We start from the raw sequence: 20,323 nt of genomic DNA on the forward strand, positions 1-20,323 counted from the left end.
CTCATGGATTAAAAGATCGATTTTACTAGCTGATGGCGCGGCGGATTTCACGTTCGGCCTGACGCTCTTTTTCCTTGGCTTCCTCGTCGGTCTCGGCTGCGGGGATCGATAATGCGAGCTCTTCCATACGCAAGTTATCTTTTGGACAAATGGGTGCGCCATAACTTGCCCAACGCTTTAAGAGTGTTACCTCGTAACCACATTGGGGACACTTCGCTTTATTGCGACTGAGATTACTTGCTCGTGGCGGGGGAAACACAATTGCTTGATGAGGGTAAGGGCCTAACTTTTGACTGATGGTCATTAGGCGTACCTGCAGTTCTTCGGATGCATGCGCCATGCGCGCGGGCCCCTCTAAACCAACGGCTTGGCAAATCCCCTTGAAATCCTCACCATGACCGCTATGACAATCATCGACTGCATGGCAGAGCTCATGCAAGAGCGTATCGAGAAGCGTAACTGGATCATCCAATTTTGGTGAGATAAAGATCTCATTCACACCCCCGCCTGAGCGCTCGCGCGGCCAGCACTGCCCTAGGGTGGTTCGTGGGCTACTCGACGCCGGAAAGCCACAGGAGACCCGCACCGGCGGAATCACATAGCCAGCCTTCGCAAAAATTGCTTCCAAATGACGCACGCCATCTTGTAGCCAGGCTTCGCGAGTGCTGTGAGAGGAATTACTTTGAGTCATACAAATAGTGGGAAATCTTGGGGTAAATTGGGGTATTCTAAAAGGGTCAAGCAACGAAACCACGAGCATAAACGCATTTAAGCCAAAACGATGACATCCTTTAAAAATCTAGCTAACCTTAGCGCCACCCAAGCCGCGAAAGCGCTCGCTCAACGCGAGATCAAGGCCGAGGATCTGCTCAATGATTGCTTAAATCAAATTGGCATGCGCGAGCCTGAGGTGCATGCTTGGGTCAGCTTTGCCAAGGTGCACGCTCAAACCCAAGCTCGCGCCCTCGATCGCGGTCCAATCCAAGGAATCTTGCATGGCCTACCCATTGGCGTGAAGGATCTATTTGATACACACGATTTGCCAACCAATTACGGCTCACCGATCTATGGCAATAATCATCCGGTTTGCGATGCAGTTTCGGTATCACTGATGCGTGAGGCTGGCGCGATTGTGCTGGGTAAAACAGTCACCACCGAGTTTGCCAGCTTCAAACCGGGACCAACCCGCAATCCACGTAATCTTAATCACACTCCCGGTGGATCTTCCAGCGGCTCTGCTGCGGCGGTTGCGGATTGCATGGTCCCTCTTGCAACGGGCAGCCAAACCGCTGCCTCGATTATTCGGCCGGCGAGTTACTGTGGGGTGGTTGGCTATAAACCCAGTTACGGCAAGATTAGTATTGGTGGGGTCAAGAGCCTATCGGTATCTCTCGATACACTGGGTGTGTTTGGTCGCACCGTATCGGATGTAGCCTTGGGCGTTGCTGCGATGTCGGCAGATCATGATCTTATGAATATTGCTCCCTTAGAGTCCAAAATCCGCGTTGGGATTTGCAAGACCGATGATTTTGCTCTTGCCCAACCTGAAACCGCAGCTGCCCTCTCGCTAGCCGGCTTTGCAGCGAAGGTGTTTGCTAAAGGGGGCGTTGAGGAGATCACCTTACCTGCAGATTGCGCCAAGCTCAGTGAGACCCAAACCAAGATTATGCTGTTTGAGATGGCCAAAAGTTTTACCTTTGAAAAGCTCAACCACTTTGATCAAATCAGCCCAACCCTTAAAGCGATTATTGAACGTGGCGATGCCATTCATTACCATCATTACAGCGATGCCCTTCTCAAAGCCCGTCGCGCTCGCACTACGATCACCCAATTCTTTTCAAATGACATTGATCTAATCATTGCGCCCAGTGCAACCGGTGAGGCGCCTAAGACATTAGAAGAAACGGGCGATCCAGTCTTTAGTCGCGGCTGGACACTGCTGGGCTTACCGTGCATTAATTTAACCGTGACCGCGGGGCCCAATGGTTTGCCCGTTGGGGTGACATTAGTTGCGGGGCCTGGACAAGATCGCCTGCTACTCAGTGCAGCAAGCACCCTCGCTCAACAACTCTCCGATCCAATTGCGCTAAATCAAGTCTAGCGCTGACCCATTTTTGATTCGACAAAGACGCTCTGCGCCTCACGAGGTAAGCAGCGCCAGTACTGTGGACTCGCACTCACTTGCCCTCCTAAGATCGCCGCTGCTTCCCATGCCCAACGGGGCTTGTACAAAAATGCGCGTGCCAATGCAATCAAATCAGCTTCTTGGTTTTCAAGGATTGCCTCAGCTTGCTTTGGATCGGTAATGAGCCCAACGGCTATCGTAGCCATTCCGGTTGCTGCTTTAATTGCTTTCGCAAAGGGCACTTGATAGTTTGGGCCTAACTTAATTTGCTGCTTCGGAGAAATTCCTCCGGATGAGACGTGAATGTAATCGCAGCCCAATGCCTTCAGTTGGTTTGTAAGCTCGATGGACTCATCAAGCGACCAGCCGCCCTCGATCCAATCGCTCGCGGACAGACGCACTCCCAATACGCCCTGCCACTGAGCGCGCACTGCTGAAAATAATTCCAAGGCAAAACGCATTCGGTTCTCAAGCGAACCGCCGTATTGGTCATTTCGTTGATTGGCAATCGGCGATAGAAATTGATGGAGTAAATATCCGTGAGCAGCATGCAGCTCAATACCATCGATACCGATTTCTTCTGCACGTTTGGCAGCAATCACAAACTCATGAATGATTTGATGAATCTCCTCCACACTCAAAGCATGCGGCGGTCGCTCGCCCTCCAATTGCGGAATATCTGAGGGCCCTTGGGTTTCCCAACCACCTTGAGTGATCGGTAATAGTTGACCGCCCTGCCATGGTGGCGCACTCGATGCCTTGCGCCCAGCATGTGCCAATTGAATAAAAACCGGGGTCTTCGGCGCTAATTGTTTGGCGCGCTCTAAGGTGCTGTGTAGTGCGCTTTGGGTTGCCTGATCCCACAATCCCAGACAATATGGGGTGATTCTGCCTTCGGGACTCACTGCCGTGGCCTCGATAATAAAAAGTCCGGCACCACTATTGAGTAAATTGCCCCAGTGCATCAGATGCCAATCGGTTGCCTGACCCTCATGCGCGGAGTATTGGCACATTGGTGCCACCACCACCCGATTGGATAGCGTAAGAGATCCTTTGGGGGCTGGAAGGGAGTACGAAGAAAACAAGAGGCTCATGGATTGGTGATTGTGAGATTGAGATGAAAGAATGGTCCGCAAACGGACTTACCTGAAACGATTAAAATGATACCAATAGCTTTGATAACCAATGCATTGGCGAGATTTTGATTGCCAAGCACCCAACCTACGAGACACCAATACCATGAACGCTCCTCAAGCCTTTGAAATTAAAGAAGATATTGCTCATTACATTGGTGGCCAAATGGTCTTGCCCCAAGGCAGTCGCTTTGCCGATGTTTATAACCCCGCCACAGGGAGCATCTCGCGTCGCGTGGCATTGGCCAGCAAAGCCGATGTCAATCAAGCGGTGGCTTCTGCACAAGCCGCCTTCCCAGCCTGGGCCAATACCTCCCCACTGCGGCGCGCGCGCATCTTGTTTAAATACTTAGAGCTCTTAAATCGTCATCGCGATGAACTGGCTGCCATCATTACTTCTGAGCATGGCAAAGTGTTCACTGATGCCCAAGGTGAAGTGACCCGTGGAATTGAGATTCTGGAATTTGCTACCGCCATTCCCGAACTCCTCAAAGGCGATTACACCGAGCAGGTCTCAACCGACATTGATAACTGGGTGATGCGCCAACCCTTAGGTGTGGTTGCAGGTATCACCCCCTTTAATTTTCCGGTGATGGTACCAATGTGGATGTTCCCCGTCGCAATTGCCTGCGGTAACACCTTTATTCTCAAACCGAGTCCAACCGACCCATCGGCATCCTTACTCTTAGCGCGTCTCCTAAAAGAGGCGGGCCTCCCCGATGGCGTATTTAATGTCGTGCAAGGTGATAAAGAGGCGGTTGATGCTCTCTTAGAAAATCCCGATGTCCGTGCTGTGAGTTTTGTGGGCTCCACACCGATTGCTAATTACATTTACGAGCGCGGTGCGCACTTTGGTAAACGCGTTCAGGCCCTCGGTGGTGCCAAGAACCATATGGTGGTGATGCCCGATGCGGATATTGATAAAGCCGTTGATGCCTTAGTTGGCGCTGCATACGGATCCGCGGGTGAGCGCTGCATGGCGATCTCGGTTGCCGTGCTCGTTGGAGACGCGGCTGAGAAAGTCATGCCCAAACTGATTGAGCGCACCAAGACCCTCAAGGTAAAAAATGGGCTTGAGCTCGATGCTGAAATGGGTCCCATTGTGACCAAAGCTGCGCTCGAGCGCATTACTGGCTATATCGATCAGGGCGTCAGTGGTGGCGCAAAACTATTAGTCGATGGCCGTGGGCTCAAAGTTCCCGGTTTTGAGAATGGGTTCTGGTTAGGCGGCACCCTCTTTGATCAGGTCACCCCAGACATGACCATTTACAAAGAAGAAATCTTTGGTCCCGTCCTATCATGCGTCCGAGTCGCCAACTTTAGTGAGGCTCTTGAGCTGGTCAATGCCCATGAATATGGCAATGGCGTAGCCTGCTTTACTAGCGACGGCAACATCGCCCGAGAATTTGCACGGCGCGTTCAGGTTGGTATGGTGGGGATTAATGTGCCTATTCCAGTACCAATGGCTTGGCATGGTTTTGGCGGTTGGAAGCGCTCCTTATTTGGTGATACCCATGCGTATGGCAAAGAAGGTGTACGTTTTTACACCAAGCAAAAGAGTGTCATGCAACGCTGGCCAGAGAGCATCTCCAAGGGGGCAGAGTTTGTCATGCCCACCTCCAAATAAAACGAGCCGTTTACTTCTTGCGTGAGATGAACATTACTGGAACCTTCAGGTTCCAGTAGATCGCAGCCGAGCGAAAGGCAAAGATCAGTACGATGCAGGCAATCGATCCGACGATCGCATGCTCCGGAAAGTAGTTCAAGAGCAAGACATAAAGCATGCAACCGAGTGATACGGGGATCGCATAGAGCTCATAGGACATCAATAAGGTTTTGCGTCCTGCTAATACATCGCGAATGAGTCCCCCACCAATCGCGGTGACCACGCCTAGAATGATCGCTGCTGCCGATCCACCAAAGTCATAATGCCAAGCCTTATCGGCGCCTTGGATACCAAACAGAGCCGCTCCTAAGCCGTCGATGTAAAGAATGGCCTTGTACAGTTGAGGCTGAGATAAAGTGGATTCTGCGTAGAAGGTAATGATGCTGGCAATCGCTGCCACCAGAATATAGATGGGGGCATCTGCCCAAAACACGGGCACTCCCAAAATCACATCCCGAATCGTGCCGCCACCAATCGCAGTGATGATGCCAAGCACCAAAACGCCAAAGAGATCCACGCCTCGATCAGAAATTGCTAAAACGCCGGTAACCGCAAAGGCTGCGGAAGCAATAATGCCTACCCAAAAACCTAGCTCTTCCATGGAGCCCTTTTAATCGATTGTGAAGAAGGGGTAATTATTGCAAAGTATTTTTGAGGACCGGCATTTCAGGGAGTGCAAGGACATCAATTCCCTCTTCGCGTAATGCCATCACTTCATCGGCACTGGTCTGCCCCCGGATGCTGCGCTCGGGCGACTCTTTGTAATGAATCTTCCTGGCCTCCTCGGCAAAAGCTGCACCCACATCCTCCGACTTACCAACCAACTCCCGCATGGCTTTCATGAACGTCGCCTGAATCTGACGCTCGAGCTGTCCGTGATCGGCATTCGATAAGGCAATACTTTGACTTGGTTCAGCGGCCACTGGCTCTTCTGTACTGACCTTACCGCCAATACGAGGGGCTGATGGTAAGCGGCTGACATGCGCACTGTCGCAGACCGGGCAGCACAATGTACCATTGGCTTGTTGCGACAAAAAGTCATCCTCTGAGGCAAACCACCCCTCAAAATGATGATCGAGATCGCACGCTAAGTTATAGACTTTCATGAAGAACAGATGGGGATGGTGGTTGGATAATCAATAGCAATCTGACATATTTGTCGATATTGCCATTTTAAGCCCTTAACGCAGTCGCCGTTGGCGATCAAGCCAATACAGCGAAATGATGGTCTTCACATCCGTAATCGTGCCGTTCTCAACCCACTCAATCAACTCCTCAAGGGGCGCAGCAAAGACATCCAAAAACTCTTCGGCATCCAGACGCGCTGGGCCGGCGGTTAAACCCTCTGCCAGGTAAATATCGATGAATTCGGTGGAATAGGAAATCACTGGATGAATCCGCCGAATCTTGCTCCACCGCTTAGCAAGGTAGCCGGTCTCTTCTTGTAACTCCCGCTGCGCACAGAGTAAGGGGTCCTCCCCTACATTAAGCTTACCCGCCGGAATCTCAATCACGGCTTGCTCGATGGGGTAACGGTATTGACGCTCTACAATCACACGCCCGTCGTCTAAGATCGGCAAAATGGCAACCGCGCCCGGATGTTCCAGATACTCACGCAAGGCTCGCTGCCCGTCAGGCAGCAGCACCGTATCGCGTTTCATCTTTAAAAAGATGCCAGTGTAGACATCCTCACCCGATACGCGCTTCTCGACTAAATGATCATCGGTATGCGCGAGATCTTGAAACGATTTCTCGCTCATACCCAAACAATTAAGAACCGATGAGAGTGTTGCGCATGATATTGAGGCATAGGGCCATCAGACCTGCTGGGAATACACCCAACAGGAGAACCATCAAGCCATTGAGACCCAACACCCCTTTTGCAATTCCTGAACCAGTCACCGAATGCTCATGGCTGGGTTCATCAAAATACATCACCTTCACTACGCGCAAGTAGTAGAAAGCACCAATCAGCGATGCGATCACCGCAATCACAGCCAAAGCGATGTAATCAGCGTCAACCAATGCTTCCAAAACAGAAAGCTTGGCGGCAAAACCCAAGGTGGGGGGCACTCCAGCTAGGGAGAACATCATGATGAGACCAATGAAGGCATACCATGGGTGCTTGCGATTGAGACCCTTTAAGCCATCCAAGGTGTCGCAATCGTAGCCCTTGCGTGATAAGACCATCAGCAAACCGAAGGTGCCCAAAGTAGTGATCACATACGCAATCACGTAGAACATCGAGGCACTAAAGGCGTGATCATCAAAGATCGAAAGCATGCCAAGCAGCACAAATCCCATTTGCGCAATTGCTGAGTAAGCCAACATCCGCTTGATATTAGTTTGGGCGATCGCCGTGATATTACCAATCACTAAGGACAGAACCGCAAGAATCATCAGCATCGGCTGCCAATCGGAGATCAGGGGTAATAAGGTATTGATCAGCAGACGGAACAGGAGAGCAAAGGCAGCAAGCTTAGGAGCTGCTGCAATCAATAAGGTGACCGCGGTCGGAGCACCCTGATAAACATCCGGTACCCACATATGAAATGGCACCACGCCAAACTTAAAGGCAACGCCAGCCACAATAAAGACCAGACCAAACGCCATGATGAGGTGATTAATACGGGGATCGAGGAGGGAGCGCAAGATCTCTAGAAGATCTAAGGATCCGGTCACACCGTAGATCATCGACATACCGTAGAGCAAAAATCCCGATGCTAAGGCGCCCAGTACAAAGTACTTGATCGCCGCTTCAGAGGAAAGGCCGCTGGAATGGCGCATTGCCACCAAGCCGTAGGTTGACAGAGCCATCAACTCAAGACCAAGGTACAAGGTGATGAGGTTGGATGCCGAGATTAAGACCAATTGTCCCAATAAAGCAAATAAGGTGAGGACCAAGAAATCAGGCCGGAAGAGGCCCCGATCAATCAAATACTGCTTGGAGTAAATCAGGCTAACCAGTAGCGCAAAGCAGCACCCTGCTTTCAGTAAATTGGCAATCGGATCGGACTGGAACAGACCGGCCATGGCAAGGTATGGCAAATCAACCATTCTGCTCAAAAACACCACACCCAAACCAATTAAAAGTAAGCAGGAACAGAAATAGACAAAAGATGCTGCCCGTGGAGTGTGAAAAACATCACTCGCGACATGATCCTTCTTCTCTTTAATAAAGGCACTAGTCAACAGCAAATCACTGGCCACAAAAGCCAGAACAATTTCTGGAGCGATGGCAATTAGATCAAAAGTATCCATGCAATAACCTTAATTAGAGTTTGCTAATCGCGACATGTTCAAGCAACTGCATCACTGCCGGATGAATAATGTCGGTAAAGGGTTTGGGATACACGCCCATGCCAATCACGCAGAGCGACAGAACGATGAACATAAAGAACTCGCGACCATTGAGATCCTCAAGCTTCTCGACCTCTGGATTGGTGATCGCACCAAAGATCACGCGCTTGACCATCCATAAGGAATAGGCAGCGCCAAGGATTAATGCGGTCGCTGACAAGAGGCCAATCATAAAGTCATAATCAACGGCAGCCAGGATCACCATAAACTCCCCCACAAAACCCGAGGTGGCTGGTAAGCCGCAGTTAGCCATTGCCATGAGCACCATAAATGCCGAGAACTTTGGCATGCGATGCACCACACCACCGTAATCAGCAATCTTGCGGGTGTGCATACGGTCGTATAAAACACCAATGGCCAAGAACATCGCGCCCGATACAAATCCATGCGAGATCATCTGAACAATGCCGCCCTCAATACCAAGAGGACTGAAGACGAAAAATCCTAGGGTCACAAAACCCATGTGCGCAATCGACGAGTACGCCACCAACTTTTTCATATCCTGCTGAACCAGCGCCACTAAACCAACGTAGATCACTGCAACAAGCGATAAGAAAATAATGATCGGTCCTAAAAGGATGCTGGCATCTGGCGCAATCGGCAACGAGAAACGCAAGAATCCATAAGCACCAAGCTTCAACATAATGGCTGCCAGTACCACTGAGCCACCGGTTGGGGCCTCCACGTGAACATCGGGCAACCAAGTATGCAAAGGCCACATTGGCACCTTCACGGCAAAGGCCATGAAGAAGGCAATAAAGATGAGTACCTGCTCCACAATATCCAACTTCGCCCGGTGCCAGGTCAGCAAGTCAAAGGTATTGGTTAGGTTGTAGAGATACAAAATAGCAACGAGAGCCAGCAACGATCCCAACAGGGTGTAGAGGAAGAACTTAAATGCCGCATAGATACGGTTTTGTCCACCCCATACCCCGATGATGATGTACATTGGGATGAGCGTTGCCTCAAAGAAGATATAAAACAGTAGGCCGTCAAGCGCTGAGAACACCCCAATCATGAGTCCCGACAAAATCATGAATGCGGCATAGTATTGCGAGGCCTTCTCGGTAATCACCTCCCAAGCAGCGATCACGACAAAAATATTGATAAAGGCGGTCAACACCACAAACCATACCGAAATACCATCCACACCAAGGTGATAGTTAATGTCGTAGCGTGGAATCCAGCTATGCTTTTCCACAAACTGCATGCCAGCATTGGCGATATCAAAGTTGGCGATTAGGGGTAAGGTGGCAATAAAGCCCAAAATAGCCCCAAACAAGGCCAAATACTTCACGCCAGCGGATGGACGCTCAGAGCCATAGACCAAAATCATCAGGCCAAAAACAATCGGAATCCAAATCGCGTAAGAAAGAATCATGACCAGGTGTACTTAGTAAGCAATATAAATATGGGTATACAAAATCCAGGCCATTAAGCCAATCAAGCCGACGATCATGGCAAAGGCATAGTGATACAGATAACCCGACTGCAAATGACGGATCACCCCAGAGAACTTACCAACTAAATGAGCACTGCCGTTGACCACAAAACCGTCAATCACACGTTGATCGCCCTGCTTCCATAAGCCGCCGCCAATGAGTAGTGCGCCCTTTGCAAAAATCCACTGGTTCAAATCATCGAGGTAATACTTGTTATCCAATAAGGTCTTGATTGGAGCAAAGGTCTTCGCGATTTTCTCGGGCAAGGATGTGGCCCACAGGTAGCAAATGGCAGCCACCAATACACCCAGGATCAACAGAATAAACACGGGGGTGGTAAAGCCATGCAAGGCCATCGCCACTGGGCCATGGAAATGGGATGCAAAGGTTGCGAGTGCAGGATGCTTAGCCTCATCAATATAGATCGCATCACCAAAGAAACTACCAAACAACATCGGGTCAATCGTGTAGTAACCAATAATCACCGAAGGAATTGCCAATGCAATCAACGGCAAGGTGATCACCCAAGGTGACTCATGCGGCTTCTCCCCTGGCGCGAGCCCATGATGCTCATCGTGCGCATCATGCGAATGGTGATGGTCATGATCATGACCAAAACGCTCCTTGCCGTGGAATACATAGAAGTAGAGGCGGAATGAATACAAGGCGGTCACAAAGACGCTCGCCATCACCGCAAAGTATGCAAAGCCCGATCCAGGTATGGTGCTCGCCGCCACCGCCTCAATAATCGAGTCTTTGGAGTAAAAGCCCGAGAAGAATGGTGTGCCAATCAATGCTAATGAACCAATTAACATCATCAAACAGGTAATTGGCATGTATTTCCAGAGGCCGCCCATCTTGCGCATGTCCTGCTCGTGATGCATTCCAATGATCACACTACCCGCTCCTAAGAACAGCAAAGCCTTAAAGAAGGCATGGGTCATTAAATGGAAGATAGCAATTGGATAGGCAGAGACGCCGAGCGCAACGGTCATATAGCCCAATTGCGAGAGCGTTGAATACGCCACCACGCGCTTGATATCGGTTTGCACGATTCCTAAGAATCCCATAAAGAGCGCGGTAATTGAGCCCATGACCAGAATGAAGCTCAGGGCAACATCGGAGAGCTCAAATAATGGCGACATACGGGTCACCATAAAAATACCTGCGGTCACCATCGTCGCCGCATGAATCAAGGCAGAAATGGGGGTTGGACCTTCCATTGAGTCCGGTAACCAGACATGCAATGGGAACTGAGCGGACTTACCCATCGCACCAATGAAGAGGCAAATGCAGGCAACCGTGATTAAATTCCAATCCGTTCCTGGCACAGTTTGCGCAGCCATGACGGTATTTTGGGCAAAGATGTCCGCATAGTTCATCGAGCCAGTAGCCGCGAGCAATAGACCAATCCCCAAGATGAAGCCAAAGTCGCCCACCCGGTTGACCAAGAAGGCCTTCATGTTGGCAAAAATTGCGGTGGGCCGATCGTAATAGAAACCGATCAACAGATACGAAACAACGCCAACCGCCTCCCAGCCAAAGAACAGCTGCAGCATGTTATTGCTCATAACAAGCATCAGCATCGCAAAGGTGAATAAGGAGATATAAGCGAAGAAACGGTTATAGCCCTCCTCACCTGCCATATAGCCGATGGTGTAGATGTGAACCATCAGAGAGACAAAGGTCACCACCACCATCATCACGGCGGTCAATGGATCAATCAGAAAACCAATATCAAAACTCAACTCCCCAATCTTCATCCAGGTGTAGACGCTACCATCGAAGTAATAGCCGTTCATCACCTCATATAAAACCCAGCACGACAGCAAAAAGGAAATGGCGACTCCCAAGATGGTGATCGATTGGGATGCCACTTGACCAATCCGATTGCCAAAGAACTTGGTGCCTAATAGTCCTGCAAACGCTGCTCCCACCAGCGGTGCTAGCGGAATCGCGCAGAGATGGGCTGTTGTTAAAGCAGTGGTCATGTCAACTAGCCTTTGAGATGATCAAGGTCTTCGGTATTAATCGTGTCGACCTTACGGAATAGCACCACCAAGATCGCCAAACCAATTGCAGCCTCCGCAGCGGCTACGGTCAGTATGAAAAATACAAATACCTGACCGGCCATATCACCTAAGTAATGAGAGAACGCCACAAAGTTCATATTGACGGCAAGCAACATGAGCTCAATCGCCATCAAGAGGATGATCACGTTACGCCGATTTAGGAAGATACCGACGACGCTAATTGCAAACAGAATAGCGCCAAGGACTAAATAATGTGCAAGGGTGATGGTCATGCTGGGTCACCTGAGTTGGTTCGAGACTTTAGGTCTTGCTTAGCATCACGCTCAGCATCCATCGAGACAATCCGCATCCGATCCTTAGCGGAGACCGCAACCTGCTCAGCAATATTTTGACCCTTCACATCCTTGCGTTTGCGCAAGGTAAGAGCAACAGCTGCGATGATGGCAACCAATAAAACAATACCGGCAACCTCAAAAGCATAGATGTACTCGGTAAACATTAAATAACCAAGGGCTTGGGTATTATTTGCTGCCACTACATCGGGCAAGACATTCACTGGCGCGGTAGTACCAATAAAGCCGCGGATTAACACGATCGAGAGTTGCAAGATAATGACCACACCAATTAGCATGGCGAGTGGTAGATACTTCTTGAAATCGCGTCGGAGATGCGCAAGATCCAAATCGAGCATCATCACCACGAATAAGAACAGCACCATCACCGCGCCCACATAGACTAGGATCAGGATCAAGCTTAAGAACTCGGCCTTGAGCAACATCCAAATACCTGAGGCACTAAAGAACGCCAAAACCAAGAACAAGGCGGCATGCACAGGATTGGGAACCGTAATGACCCGTAATGCGGAAATCACCAAGAGCGCCGCAAAGGCGTAGAAAAAGACTGAGAAGATTAAATTCGGGTCGAGGGTCATAAATCAATCAACGGTAAGGTGCGTCTGCCTCTCGGTTAGCGGCAATTTGCTTTTCGTATTCATCACCGACTGCTAGCAACATCTCTTTGGTGAAATACAGATCACCGCGCTTATCCCCGAAATACTCAAAAATATTGGTTTCCACAATGGCATCCACAGGGCAAGCCTCTTCACAATAGCCACAGAAAATGCATTTGGTGAGGTCAATGTCATAGCGTGTTGTTCTGCGGGTACCATCCTCACGCTGATCAGACTCAATCGAGATTGCCAGAGCTGGGCAAACGGCCTCACACAGTTTGCACGCAATGCAGCGCTCTTCCCCATTCGGATAGCGACGCAGCGCATGTAAGCCCCGAAAACGTGGTGAGAGTGGCGTCTTTTCTTCCGGATACTGAACCGTAATTTTAGGTTTAAATAAATAACGCCCAGTAATCGACATTCCTTTAAGAACATCTTTGAGCATTAAGCTATTGAGAAACTGAGAGGCGCGCTTGAACATAGTGATTAGCTCCAAATGTTCCAGGGGGACAAAATCCAAGCCCCAACCAACAATACCCAAACCACGGTTAACGGAATAAATACCTTCCAACCCAAACGCATAATTTGGTCATAGCGATACCGTGGCAATGAAGCCCGTAACCAAATAAAGCACGAGAGCACAAAAAAGATCTTGGCAAATAACCAGAAAAATCCTGGAATATCGCGCAAGATAGGTAAATCAAGGATTGGTAACCAACCACCCAAGAACATAATCGACGTTAAGGCGGCAATCAAGATCATATTGGCGTATTCGGCCAAGAAAAATAATGCAAAGGCCATGCCAGAGTACTCCACCATATGACCCGCAACAATCTCTGACTCACCTTCCACCACATCAAAGGGGTGACGATTGGTCTCCGCAACTCCAGAGATGAAATAGATCACAAACATGGGTAGTAAGGGCAACCAGTTCCACGAGAGGAAGTTCAGGCCCATGTCGGCAAAGATGCCAACTTCTTGAGAGCGCACGATATTACTGAGATTTAAGGAGCCGGCCACCATCAATACGGTCACCAGGGCTAAGCCCATGGCAATCTCATAGGAGATCATTTGAGCAGAGGCACGCATCGCTCCCAAGAATGGGTACTTCGAGTTTGAGGCCCACCCTGCCAAGATCACGCCATACACACCCACCGAGGTTATGGCCATCACATATAAGAGACCGGCATTTACATCCGCTAGAACTAAGTCCGCCTGGAATGGCACCACTGCCCATGCAGCAAGTGCCGGGGTAAGCACCATGAGAGGGGCAATGATGTAGAGCGTATGACTGGCACGTGTTGGAGAGACGATCTCCTTCATCAAAAGCTTTAGTGCATCCGCAATCGGCTGGAATAAACCGAGGGGACCAACCCGATTTGGACCCAAACGAATGTGCATCCAGCCAATCAGCTTACGCTCCCACAGAGTAAGGTAAGCGACCGCACCAAAGATGGGTAATACGATGATCAGGATCTTCGCTAAGTTCCAAACCAAAGGCCAGAACGAACCAAACAGTTGTTCGCCGTGGCTGGTAATGAGATCGATCCAGTTGCCCATAACGACCTTAAGCGCTCACCGTTAATTTAGAAAGAGCCACTTCACCAAACATAGAGGCTAGATGACCACTCAGCTCCGTTGCCGTTGCAATGCGCACTACACCGTCGGCCAAGTCGGGTTGTAATTGAACGCCCACTTCAACCGTCTGGCCAGCTTGGGTAAGCGCCACGCGATCACCGGCCTGCAAACCTAGTTGCCCCCAAAGGGTCTCCCCCACTCCAACCATATTGGCATCCTTTGCATCACGGGTGCGTTGCAATGCAGGCGCTCGGCGCACAATCGCATCACTTGAATAAATCGCTTGATCGGCAAGGCGCTCGAGCGATGCGGTAATCTGAACGCGTTGTTGGACCTCAGGGTTAGCTGTAAAACAATTATTGAGTTGGCTCTCTACAGACTTTGCAAACGCATCGGCATATACCTCTTCTGGGAGGTTATACAAAAAACCATTGAGGTTTAGGAGACTTCCTAATGCACGGAGCACCTTCCATGCCGGTCTAGCATCTGCCAAAGGTCGAACAGAAGGCTGAATGGTTTGCACCTGCCCCGCCATGTTCACAAAACTTCCAACGGTTTCAGTATAGGGAGTGATTGGCAGAATCACATCGGCTAACTCAAGCAAATCGGGGCTCGTGTAGGCGCTCATCGCAATTACGGTATCGGCGCCTTGTAACGCAGCTCGGGTTTGTTGTGGGTTGGGTAAATCCTGAAGTGGCTCGACGTGTAACATCACATAGGCGCGCGCCTTACTTTGCAATACGGTATCAACACTGCCTTGATTACCCTGGGTAACACCCACCAGTTGCGCCCCCACTGAATTACCACCTTCGCACAAGAACCCAAAGGTGCATCCCGTATGCTTGGCAATAAACTCCGCAAGAACATGTAAATCAGAGGCGTTGGGATGAGCAATCGCCAGTGATCCCAAGAATATTGCCTGTGGCTCAGGGCTCTCAAGTTTGGCATTGCTGAGCAATTGATCTGCAATCGCTTGCGCTTCACGAGAAACGCTCTTCACTGAGAGACCAGTTGGAGGCTGTAAAGATTTTGCTTGCGCAATCGCTTGGGCAATTTGCCCCAAATGATCCACCCATTGACTGGGCTTCGATTTGAGATGCGCAGCAATCGGCATGAGCCAATCGTTACCGCCTGCATCGAGTCGATAGACCTTAAGGCCCTGTTTGCTTGCCGTGCGCATCCGAGCAGCAATCAGCGGCAGATCTTTACGCAAATGACTACCAATCACCAAGACACGCTTGAGTTCACTCAACTTCGCAATTGGCATACCCAACCAGGGTAGCGTTGCTGCTCCACGGGTATCAGTTTGGCGCAAGCGCGTCTCAATTTGATGACTTCCCAAACCACGCATCACTTTTTGCAAGAGGTAAAGTTCTTCAGCGCTTGCGATGGGGTGAGCCAATGCTGCTAACGCCTGACTACCATGCTGCTTCTGAATATCACTTAATGAGTGCACGACGTAATCAAGGGCAGACTGCCAATCGGTCTCTAACCACTGCCCATTTTGTTTCACCATCGGAGTGGTTAAACGATCAGGGCTATTTAGGCCTTCATATGCAAAGCGATCACGGTCACTAATCCAGCACTCATTGATGGCCTCGTTCTCGAGTGCGACAACCCGCATCACATGATTAGCCTTCGTTTGTACGGTAGTGTTGGCACCCACGGCATCATGCGGACTGATCGAGCGCTTACGGACCAACTCCCAGGTGCGCGCGGCATACCGAAATGGCTTACTGGTTAAGGCGCCCACCGGGCAGATATCAATCATATTACCCGAGAGCTCCGAATCCACAGTTTGACCAACAAAGGTTGTGATCTCCGAATGCTCACCACGATTGATCATGCCAAGTTCCATGACACCAGCAACCTCTTGGCCAAAGCGCACACAGCGGGTGCAGTGAATGCAACGCGACATCTCTTCCATGGAAATGAGTGGTCCAACATTTTTATGGAAGACCACACGCTTCTCTTCTTTATAGCGCGAACTGGATTTACCGTAGCCAACCGCCAAATCTTGTAATTGGCATTCGCCACCCTGATCGCAAATCGGGCAATCCAAGGGATGGTTAATGAGCAAGAACTCCATCACCGACTTTTGAGCCTCAACAGCCTTCGCCGAATGAGTAAACACTTTCATGCCCGCCATCACGGGGGTGGCACATGCTGGTAATGGCTTAGGCGCCTTCTCCACTTCAACCAAACACATCCGGCAGTTTGCGGCGATGCTCAGCTTCTTGTGATAGCAAAAATGAGGAACGTAAGTGCCTAGCTTGTTGGTGGCATGCATCACCATGGAGCCCTGCGGTACCTCGACGGGCTTACCGTCAACATGGATCTCAATCATGTTCACCGTACTCATGATTAGGCGGCCTTTGCAAATGAAGAAACCATGCAATGCTTATGCTCGACATGGTAAGCAAACTCATCCATATAGTGCTTGAGCATGCCTTGCACCGGCATCGCCGCTGCATCACCTAAAGCACAGATGGTCCGCCCTTGAATATTCCCGGCAACGTCTTTGAGAAGATCTAAATCCTCAGGACGACCTTGACCGTGTTCAATGCGATTAACAATCCGCCACAACCAACCAGTCCCCTCGCGGCATGGAGTGCATTGGCCACACGACTCTTCGTGATAGAAATACGAGAGGCGTAAGAGTGAACGTACCATGCAACGGGACTCATCCATCACGATCACTGCTCCAGAGCCGAGCATCGATCCAGCTTTGGAGATCGCGTCGTAATCCATCGTGATATCCATCATGATCTTGCCAGGCAAGACTGGTGCCGATGATCCACCAGGGATCACTGCTTTGAGCTGTTTGCCATTGCGCATCCCACCTGCCAACTTCAATAACTCAGCAAACGGTGTACCGAGCGGAACTTCATAGTTACCTGGGTAAGCGACATCTCCCGATACGGAGAAGATCTTCGTGCCGCCATTATTGGGCTTACCCAATTTGAGATAAGCCTCTGCACCAATGGCCAGAATAAATGGTACAGCTGCAAAGGTCTCGGTATTGTTAATGGTGGTTGGCTTGCCGTACAAACCAAAGTTCGCTGGGAATGGTGGCTTAAAGCGGGGCTGCCCTTTTTTACCCTCGAGCGACTCCAAGAGTGCGGTCTCTTCACCGCAAATGTAAGCACCAAATCCTGGGGCAGCGTGCAACTGGAAACTAAATTCTGTTCCTAAAATATTCTGTCCAAGATAGCCCGCAGCACGCGCTTCCTCAAGTGCCTCTTCAAAGCGCTCATAGACCTCCCAGATCTCGCCGTGAATGTAGTTGTATCCCGTTGAGATCCCCATGGCATAAGCGCCAATAATCATGCCTTCGATTAACGCATGGGGGTTGTAGCGCATGATGTCACGGTCTTTGAATGTACCGGGCTCACCCTCGTCGCTATTGCAAACGAGGTATTTGTTACCGTTGTAGTTCTTGGGCATGAAGCTCCACTTCAAGCCCGTTGGGAATCCCGCACCACCACGGCCACGCAAGGACGATGCCTTGACTTCCGCAATCACGGCATCCGGGGTAATCTTTTCGTTAAGAATCCGGCGTAGCTGCTGATAACCACCGCGAGCCTCATAGTCTTTAAGATGCCAGTTCTTACCATCTAGGCCAGCCAAAATTAAGGGCTTAATGTGACGACTATGCAAACTGGTCATACGCTCCCCCGTTTTGCTTCTGCACTCAACTCATCTAATAAAGCATCGATCTTTTCTTGGGTCATAAAACTACACATACGGTGGTTATTCACCAACATTACAGGGGAGTCGCCACAAGCGCCCATGCACTCACCCTCTTTTAGGGTAAAGGTTCCACAGGGCGTAGTCTCATTAAAGTTAATCCCGAGTTTTTTCTTGAGGTAGTCAGCCGCTTCTTCGCCATGCGTTAATTGGCAAGGCAAATTCGTGCACACCACGAGCTTGAACTTACCAATCGGCTTGGTCTCATACATGTTGTAGAAGGTTGCTACCTCCTCAACTGCAATCTTGGGCATCTCCAGAATTTGCGCCACCTCAGCGATGATCTCGGGGGAGACCCAACCATGCTCTTCTTGTGCAGCAATTAAACATGCCATCACCGCCGATTGTTTTTGCTCAGGCGGATACTTCGCAATATTGCGATCCATTTGGGCGCGGGTCTCAGCAGAAAAAAGGGATTGGGCTGTCATCATGGTTTATCGATCAATCTCACCAAATACAATGTCTTGGGTCCCAATGATGGTGACCGCATCCGCAATCATGTGACCGCGTGACATCTCATCCATGGCTGCTAAATGAGCAAAGCCAGGAGCCCGAATCTTTAAGCGGTAAGGTTTATTAGCACCATCCGAAATGGCGTAGATACCAAACTCACCCTTCGGGTGCTCTACTGCTGCATACGCTTCACCCGTTGGCACATGAATCCCTTCGGTAAAGAGCTTGAAGTGATGGATCAACTCTTCCATATTGGTTTTCATATCAACGCGCTTAGGTGGGGCTACTTTGTGGTTATCACTCATCACTGGGCCTGGATTAGCACGCAACCACTTCACACACTGCTGAATAATGCGATTGGATTGACGCATTTCTTCCATGCGCACTAAATATCGGTCGTAGCTATCGCCATTCACGCCCACTGGAATATCAAAATCCAACTGGTCATAGACTTCATAAGGCTGCTTCTTGCGCAAGTCCCAAGCAAAACCAGAGCCACGCAACATCGGGCCAGTAAAACCCATCTGCAGAGCTCGCTCAGGGGAGACCACGCCGATACCCACCAAGCGCTGCTTCCATATTCGGTTATCGGTTAACAAATTGTTGTACTCATCCACATTGGCTGGGAAGCGATTACTAAAGTCCTCAATGAAATCCAATAATGACCCGCTGCGGCTCTCATTTAGACGCTTCACCGCTTGCTCACTCCGAATCGCAGACTTGGCGTATTGAGGCATCTTCTCAGGCAAATCGCGATAGACGCCACCGGGACGATAGTAGGCTGCATGCATACGAGCACCGGATACCGCTTCATACATATCAAAGATATCTTCGCGATCACGGAAGGCATATAAGAAGATTGCCATGGCGCCAACGTCGAGGCCATGACAGCCAACCCAGAGTAAGTGATTGAGTAGACGGGTAAGCTCATCAAACATCACGCGGATGTATTGAGCGCGCACTGGAACATCCACATCCAAAAGTTTCTCAATGGCCATGACGTAGGCATGCTCATTGACCATCATCGATACATAATCAAGACGATCCATATACGGCACACTCTGAATCCAAGTCCGGGTCTCGGCGAGTTTCTCGGTCGCACGATGCAATAAGCCAATATGCGGATCAGCGCGTTGGATCACCTCGCCATCGAGCTCAAGCACTAAACGCAATACACCGTGAGCCGCAGGATGCTGGGGGCCAAAGTTGAGGGTGTAGTTCTTAATCTCAGCCATTTGCCAAGCCACCGTATTGTTCTTCACGAATCACGCGGGGGGTCACCTCACGTGGATCAATCGTGACTGGCTGATACACCACTCGCTTTAACTCCGGGTCATAGCGCATCTCGACATGGCCCGAGATTGGGAAATCTTTACGGAATGGATGACCAATAAAGCCGTAATCGGTCAAGATACGACGCAAATCCTCATGACCATCAAATAGGATGCCAAAGAGATCGAAGGCCTCGCGCTCAAACCAATTGGCTGAGTTCCAAATAGGAACCATCGATGCCACCAATGGATAGTCGTCGTCTGGAGCAAATACCCGAATACGCAGACGTTGGTTATGCTTGATAGACAGTAAGTGGCTTACCACCGCAAAGCGAGGGCCGCTCCAAGTGCCATCGGCATAGTCTTTGTAATCAACCCCACATAAATCAATGAGCTGCTCAAACGCTAAGCTGGGATCGTCTCGCAATAACTTAGCTGACTCAGCATACGTTGCGTGATGCAAGACGATGGTCAACTCACGATGATCGATCGTGGCACTCTGAATACGGTTGCCTAAAACACGATCCAATTGCAAACGAAGTTGTTCGAGACGATCACTCATT

The 20,323-nt window shown here is 50.1% G+C and carries 19 protein-coding genes; 2 read left to right on the forward strand and 17 right to left on the reverse strand.

Annotated elements, in window-relative coordinates; all coding sequences use genetic code 11:
- Positions 1 to 25: 25 nt before the first annotated feature.
- On the reverse strand, positions 26 to 691 hold the full coding sequence (locus tag QUE64_RS06025; RefSeq protein WP_286224973.1) for a SprT-like domain-containing protein: 666 nt from the start codon (positions 689 to 691) through the stop codon (positions 26 to 28).
- 90 nt (positions 692 to 781) lie between these two features.
- Between QUE64_RS06025 and QUE64_RS06030 the strand changes: the two genes are divergently transcribed.
- Positions 782 to 2,101 (forward strand): amidase, encoded by a 1,320-nt coding sequence (locus QUE64_RS06030; protein ID WP_286224974.1) that lies wholly within the window; start codon positions 782 to 784, stop codon positions 2,099 to 2,101.
- On the opposite strand, the gene QUE64_RS06035 is transcribed toward QUE64_RS06030, so the two are convergent.
- Complete coding sequence (locus QUE64_RS06035) at positions 2,098 to 3,219, reverse strand: NADH:flavin oxidoreductase/NADH oxidase (RefSeq protein WP_286224975.1); 1,122 nt, start codon at positions 3,217 to 3,219, stop codon at positions 2,098 to 2,100. The two genes, QUE64_RS06030 and QUE64_RS06035, sit on opposite strands and share 4 nt — an antisense overlap.
- Positions 3,220 to 3,364: 145 nt before the next feature.
- Between QUE64_RS06035 and QUE64_RS06040 the strand changes: the two genes are divergently transcribed.
- A complete protein-coding gene (locus tag QUE64_RS06040) occupies positions 3,365 to 4,885 on the forward strand; it encodes a CoA-acylating methylmalonate-semialdehyde dehydrogenase (RefSeq protein WP_286224976.1) in 1,521 nt (506 codons plus the stop codon).
- A gap of 10 nt (positions 4,886 to 4,895) precedes the next feature.
- Here the strand turns inward: QUE64_RS06040 and QUE64_RS06045 are convergent, their stop codons facing one another.
- The 15 genes from QUE64_RS06045 to QUE64_RS06115 form a co-directional block, all read right to left on the reverse strand.
- Entirely contained in the window at positions 4,896 to 5,525 is a 630-nt protein-coding gene (locus tag QUE64_RS06045) for a trimeric intracellular cation channel family protein (RefSeq protein WP_286224977.1), read from the reverse strand.
- A gap of 34 nt (positions 5,526 to 5,559) precedes the next feature.
- Positions 5,560 to 6,030 carry a DUF1178 family protein gene (locus QUE64_RS06050; RefSeq protein ID WP_286224978.1) on the reverse strand — a complete coding sequence of 157 codons (471 nt, stop codon included), beginning with the start codon at positions 6,028 to 6,030 and terminating at the stop codon, positions 5,560 to 5,562.
- A gap of 75 nt (positions 6,031 to 6,105) precedes the next feature.
- The gene (locus QUE64_RS06055) at positions 6,106 to 6,684 is read right to left on the reverse strand and encodes an NUDIX domain-containing protein (RefSeq protein WP_286223193.1); all 579 of its coding nucleotides are present in this window, start codon (positions 6,682 to 6,684) and stop codon (positions 6,106 to 6,108) included.
- Between the two features lie 10 nt (positions 6,685 to 6,694).
- Positions 6,695 to 8,185 carry an NADH-quinone oxidoreductase subunit NuoN gene (gene nuoN / locus QUE64_RS06060; protein WP_286223194.1) on the reverse strand — a complete coding sequence of 497 codons (1,491 nt, stop codon included), beginning with the start codon at positions 8,183 to 8,185 and terminating at the stop codon, positions 6,695 to 6,697.
- Between the two features lie 13 nt (positions 8,186 to 8,198).
- Entirely contained in the window at positions 8,199 to 9,665 is a 1,467-nt protein-coding gene (locus QUE64_RS06065) for an NADH-quinone oxidoreductase subunit M (RefSeq protein WP_286224979.1), read from the reverse strand.
- Between the two features lie 12 nt (positions 9,666 to 9,677).
- Complete coding sequence (nuoL, locus tag QUE64_RS06070; protein WP_286224980.1) at positions 9,678 to 11,717, reverse strand: NADH-quinone oxidoreductase subunit L; 2,040 nt, start codon at positions 11,715 to 11,717, stop codon at positions 9,678 to 9,680.
- A 5-nt stretch (positions 11,718 to 11,722) separates the two neighbouring features.
- Complete coding sequence (nuoK, locus tag QUE64_RS06075) at positions 11,723 to 12,031, reverse strand: NADH-quinone oxidoreductase subunit NuoK (RefSeq protein WP_108508726.1); 309 nt, start codon at positions 12,029 to 12,031, stop codon at positions 11,723 to 11,725.
- Positions 12,028 to 12,690, reverse strand: coding sequence for an NADH-quinone oxidoreductase subunit J (locus QUE64_RS06080; protein WP_286223197.1), 663 nt, complete (start codon positions 12,688 to 12,690; stop codon positions 12,028 to 12,030). The genes nuoK and QUE64_RS06080 overlap by 4 nt, the downstream gene beginning before the upstream one ends.
- Before the next feature lie 7 nt (positions 12,691 to 12,697).
- Positions 12,698 to 13,189 carry an NADH-quinone oxidoreductase subunit NuoI gene (nuoI, locus tag QUE64_RS06085; RefSeq protein ID WP_286223198.1) on the reverse strand — a complete coding sequence of 164 codons (492 nt, stop codon included), beginning with the start codon at positions 13,187 to 13,189 and terminating at the stop codon, positions 12,698 to 12,700.
- Between the two features lie 5 nt (positions 13,190 to 13,194).
- A complete protein-coding gene (nuoH, locus tag QUE64_RS06090; RefSeq protein WP_286223199.1) occupies positions 13,195 to 14,268 on the reverse strand; it encodes an NADH-quinone oxidoreductase subunit NuoH in 1,074 nt (357 codons plus the stop codon).
- 7 nt (positions 14,269 to 14,275) lie between these two features.
- Positions 14,276 to 16,633, reverse strand: a complete 2,358-nt coding sequence (nuoG, locus tag QUE64_RS06095; RefSeq protein ID WP_286226186.1) for an NADH-quinone oxidoreductase subunit NuoG — start codon at positions 16,631 to 16,633, stop codon at positions 14,276 to 14,278.
- 17 nt (positions 16,634 to 16,650) lie between these two features.
- Positions 16,651 to 17,955, reverse strand: coding sequence for an NADH-quinone oxidoreductase subunit NuoF (gene nuoF / locus QUE64_RS06100; RefSeq protein WP_286224981.1), 1,305 nt, complete (start codon positions 17,953 to 17,955; stop codon positions 16,651 to 16,653).
- Complete coding sequence (gene nuoE / locus QUE64_RS06105) at positions 17,952 to 18,464, reverse strand: NADH-quinone oxidoreductase subunit NuoE (RefSeq protein WP_286226188.1); 513 nt, start codon at positions 18,462 to 18,464, stop codon at positions 17,952 to 17,954. Before nuoE ends, nuoF begins: the two co-directional genes overlap by 4 nt.
- Before the next feature lie 6 nt (positions 18,465 to 18,470).
- Positions 18,471 to 19,724, reverse strand: a complete 1,254-nt coding sequence (locus tag QUE64_RS06110; protein ID WP_286223201.1) for an NADH-quinone oxidoreductase subunit D — start codon at positions 19,722 to 19,724, stop codon at positions 18,471 to 18,473.
- Positions 19,717 to 20,322 (reverse strand): NADH-quinone oxidoreductase subunit C, encoded by a 606-nt coding sequence (locus QUE64_RS06115; protein WP_108508732.1) that lies wholly within the window; start codon positions 20,320 to 20,322, stop codon positions 19,717 to 19,719. Before QUE64_RS06115 ends, QUE64_RS06110 begins: the two co-directional genes overlap by 8 nt.
- Position 20,323: the final 1 nt, after the last annotated feature.

The sequence above is a fragment of the Polynucleobacter sp. HIN7 genome, assembly GCF_030297595.1.
In the GTDB taxonomy this organism is placed as follows: domain Bacteria; phylum Pseudomonadota; class Gammaproteobacteria; order Burkholderiales; family Burkholderiaceae; genus Polynucleobacter.

Coding starts and splice junctions, on each gene's coding strand:
- nuoG (WP_286226186.1), bottom strand. CDS start 16,633: ATGATTGAGATCCATGTTGACGGTAAGCCCGTCGAGGTACCGCAGGGC.
- QUE64_RS06115 (WP_108508732.1), bottom strand. CDS start 20,322: ATGAGTGATCGTCTCGAACAACTTCGTTTGCAATTGGATCGTGTTTTA.
- QUE64_RS06045 (WP_286224977.1), bottom strand. CDS start 5,525: ATGGAAGAGCTAGGTTTTTGGGTAGGCATTATTGCTTCCGCAGCCTTT.
- nuoL (WP_286224980.1), bottom strand. CDS start 11,717: ATGACCACTGCTTTAACAACAGCCCATCTCTGCGCGATTCCGCTAGCA.
- nuoE (WP_286226188.1), bottom strand. CDS start 18,464: ATGACAGCCCAATCCCTTTTTTCTGCTGAGACCCGCGCCCAAATGGAT.
- QUE64_RS06040 (WP_286224976.1), top strand. CDS start 3,365: ATGAACGCTCCTCAAGCCTTTGAAATTAAAGAAGATATTGCTCATTAC.
- QUE64_RS06035 (WP_286224975.1), bottom strand. CDS start 3,219: ATGAGCCTCTTGTTTTCTTCGTACTCCCTTCCAGCCCCCAAAGGATCT.
- nuoN (WP_286223194.1), bottom strand. CDS start 8,185: ATGGATACTTTTGATCTAATTGCCATCGCTCCAGAAATTGTTCTGGCT.
- QUE64_RS06050 (WP_286224978.1), bottom strand. CDS start 6,030: ATGAAAGTCTATAACTTAGCGTGCGATCTCGATCATCATTTTGAGGGG.
- nuoI (WP_286223198.1), bottom strand. CDS start 13,189: ATGTTCAAGCGCGCCTCTCAGTTTCTCAATAGCTTAATGCTCAAAGAT.
- nuoH (WP_286223199.1), bottom strand. CDS start 14,268: ATGGGCAACTGGATCGATCTCATTACCAGCCACGGCGAACAACTGTTT.
- nuoF (WP_286224981.1), bottom strand. CDS start 17,955: ATGACCAGTTTGCATAGTCGTCACATTAAGCCCTTAATTTTGGCTGGC.
- QUE64_RS06030 (WP_286224974.1), top strand. CDS start 782: ATGACATCCTTTAAAAATCTAGCTAACCTTAGCGCCACCCAAGCCGCG.
- QUE64_RS06065 (WP_286224979.1), bottom strand. CDS start 9,665: ATGATTCTTTCTTACGCGATTTGGATTCCGATTGTTTTTGGCCTGATG.
- QUE64_RS06055 (WP_286223193.1), bottom strand. CDS start 6,684: ATGAGCGAGAAATCGTTTCAAGATCTCGCGCATACCGATGATCATTTA.
- QUE64_RS06110 (WP_286223201.1), bottom strand. CDS start 19,724: ATGGCTGAGATTAAGAACTACACCCTCAACTTTGGCCCCCAGCATCCT.
- QUE64_RS06025 (WP_286224973.1), bottom strand. CDS start 691: ATGACTCAAAGTAATTCCTCTCACAGCACTCGCGAAGCCTGGCTACAA.
- nuoK (WP_108508726.1), bottom strand. CDS start 12,031: ATGACCATCACCCTTGCACATTATTTAGTCCTTGGCGCTATTCTGTTT.
- QUE64_RS06080 (WP_286223197.1), bottom strand. CDS start 12,690: ATGACCCTCGACCCGAATTTAATCTTCTCAGTCTTTTTCTACGCCTTT.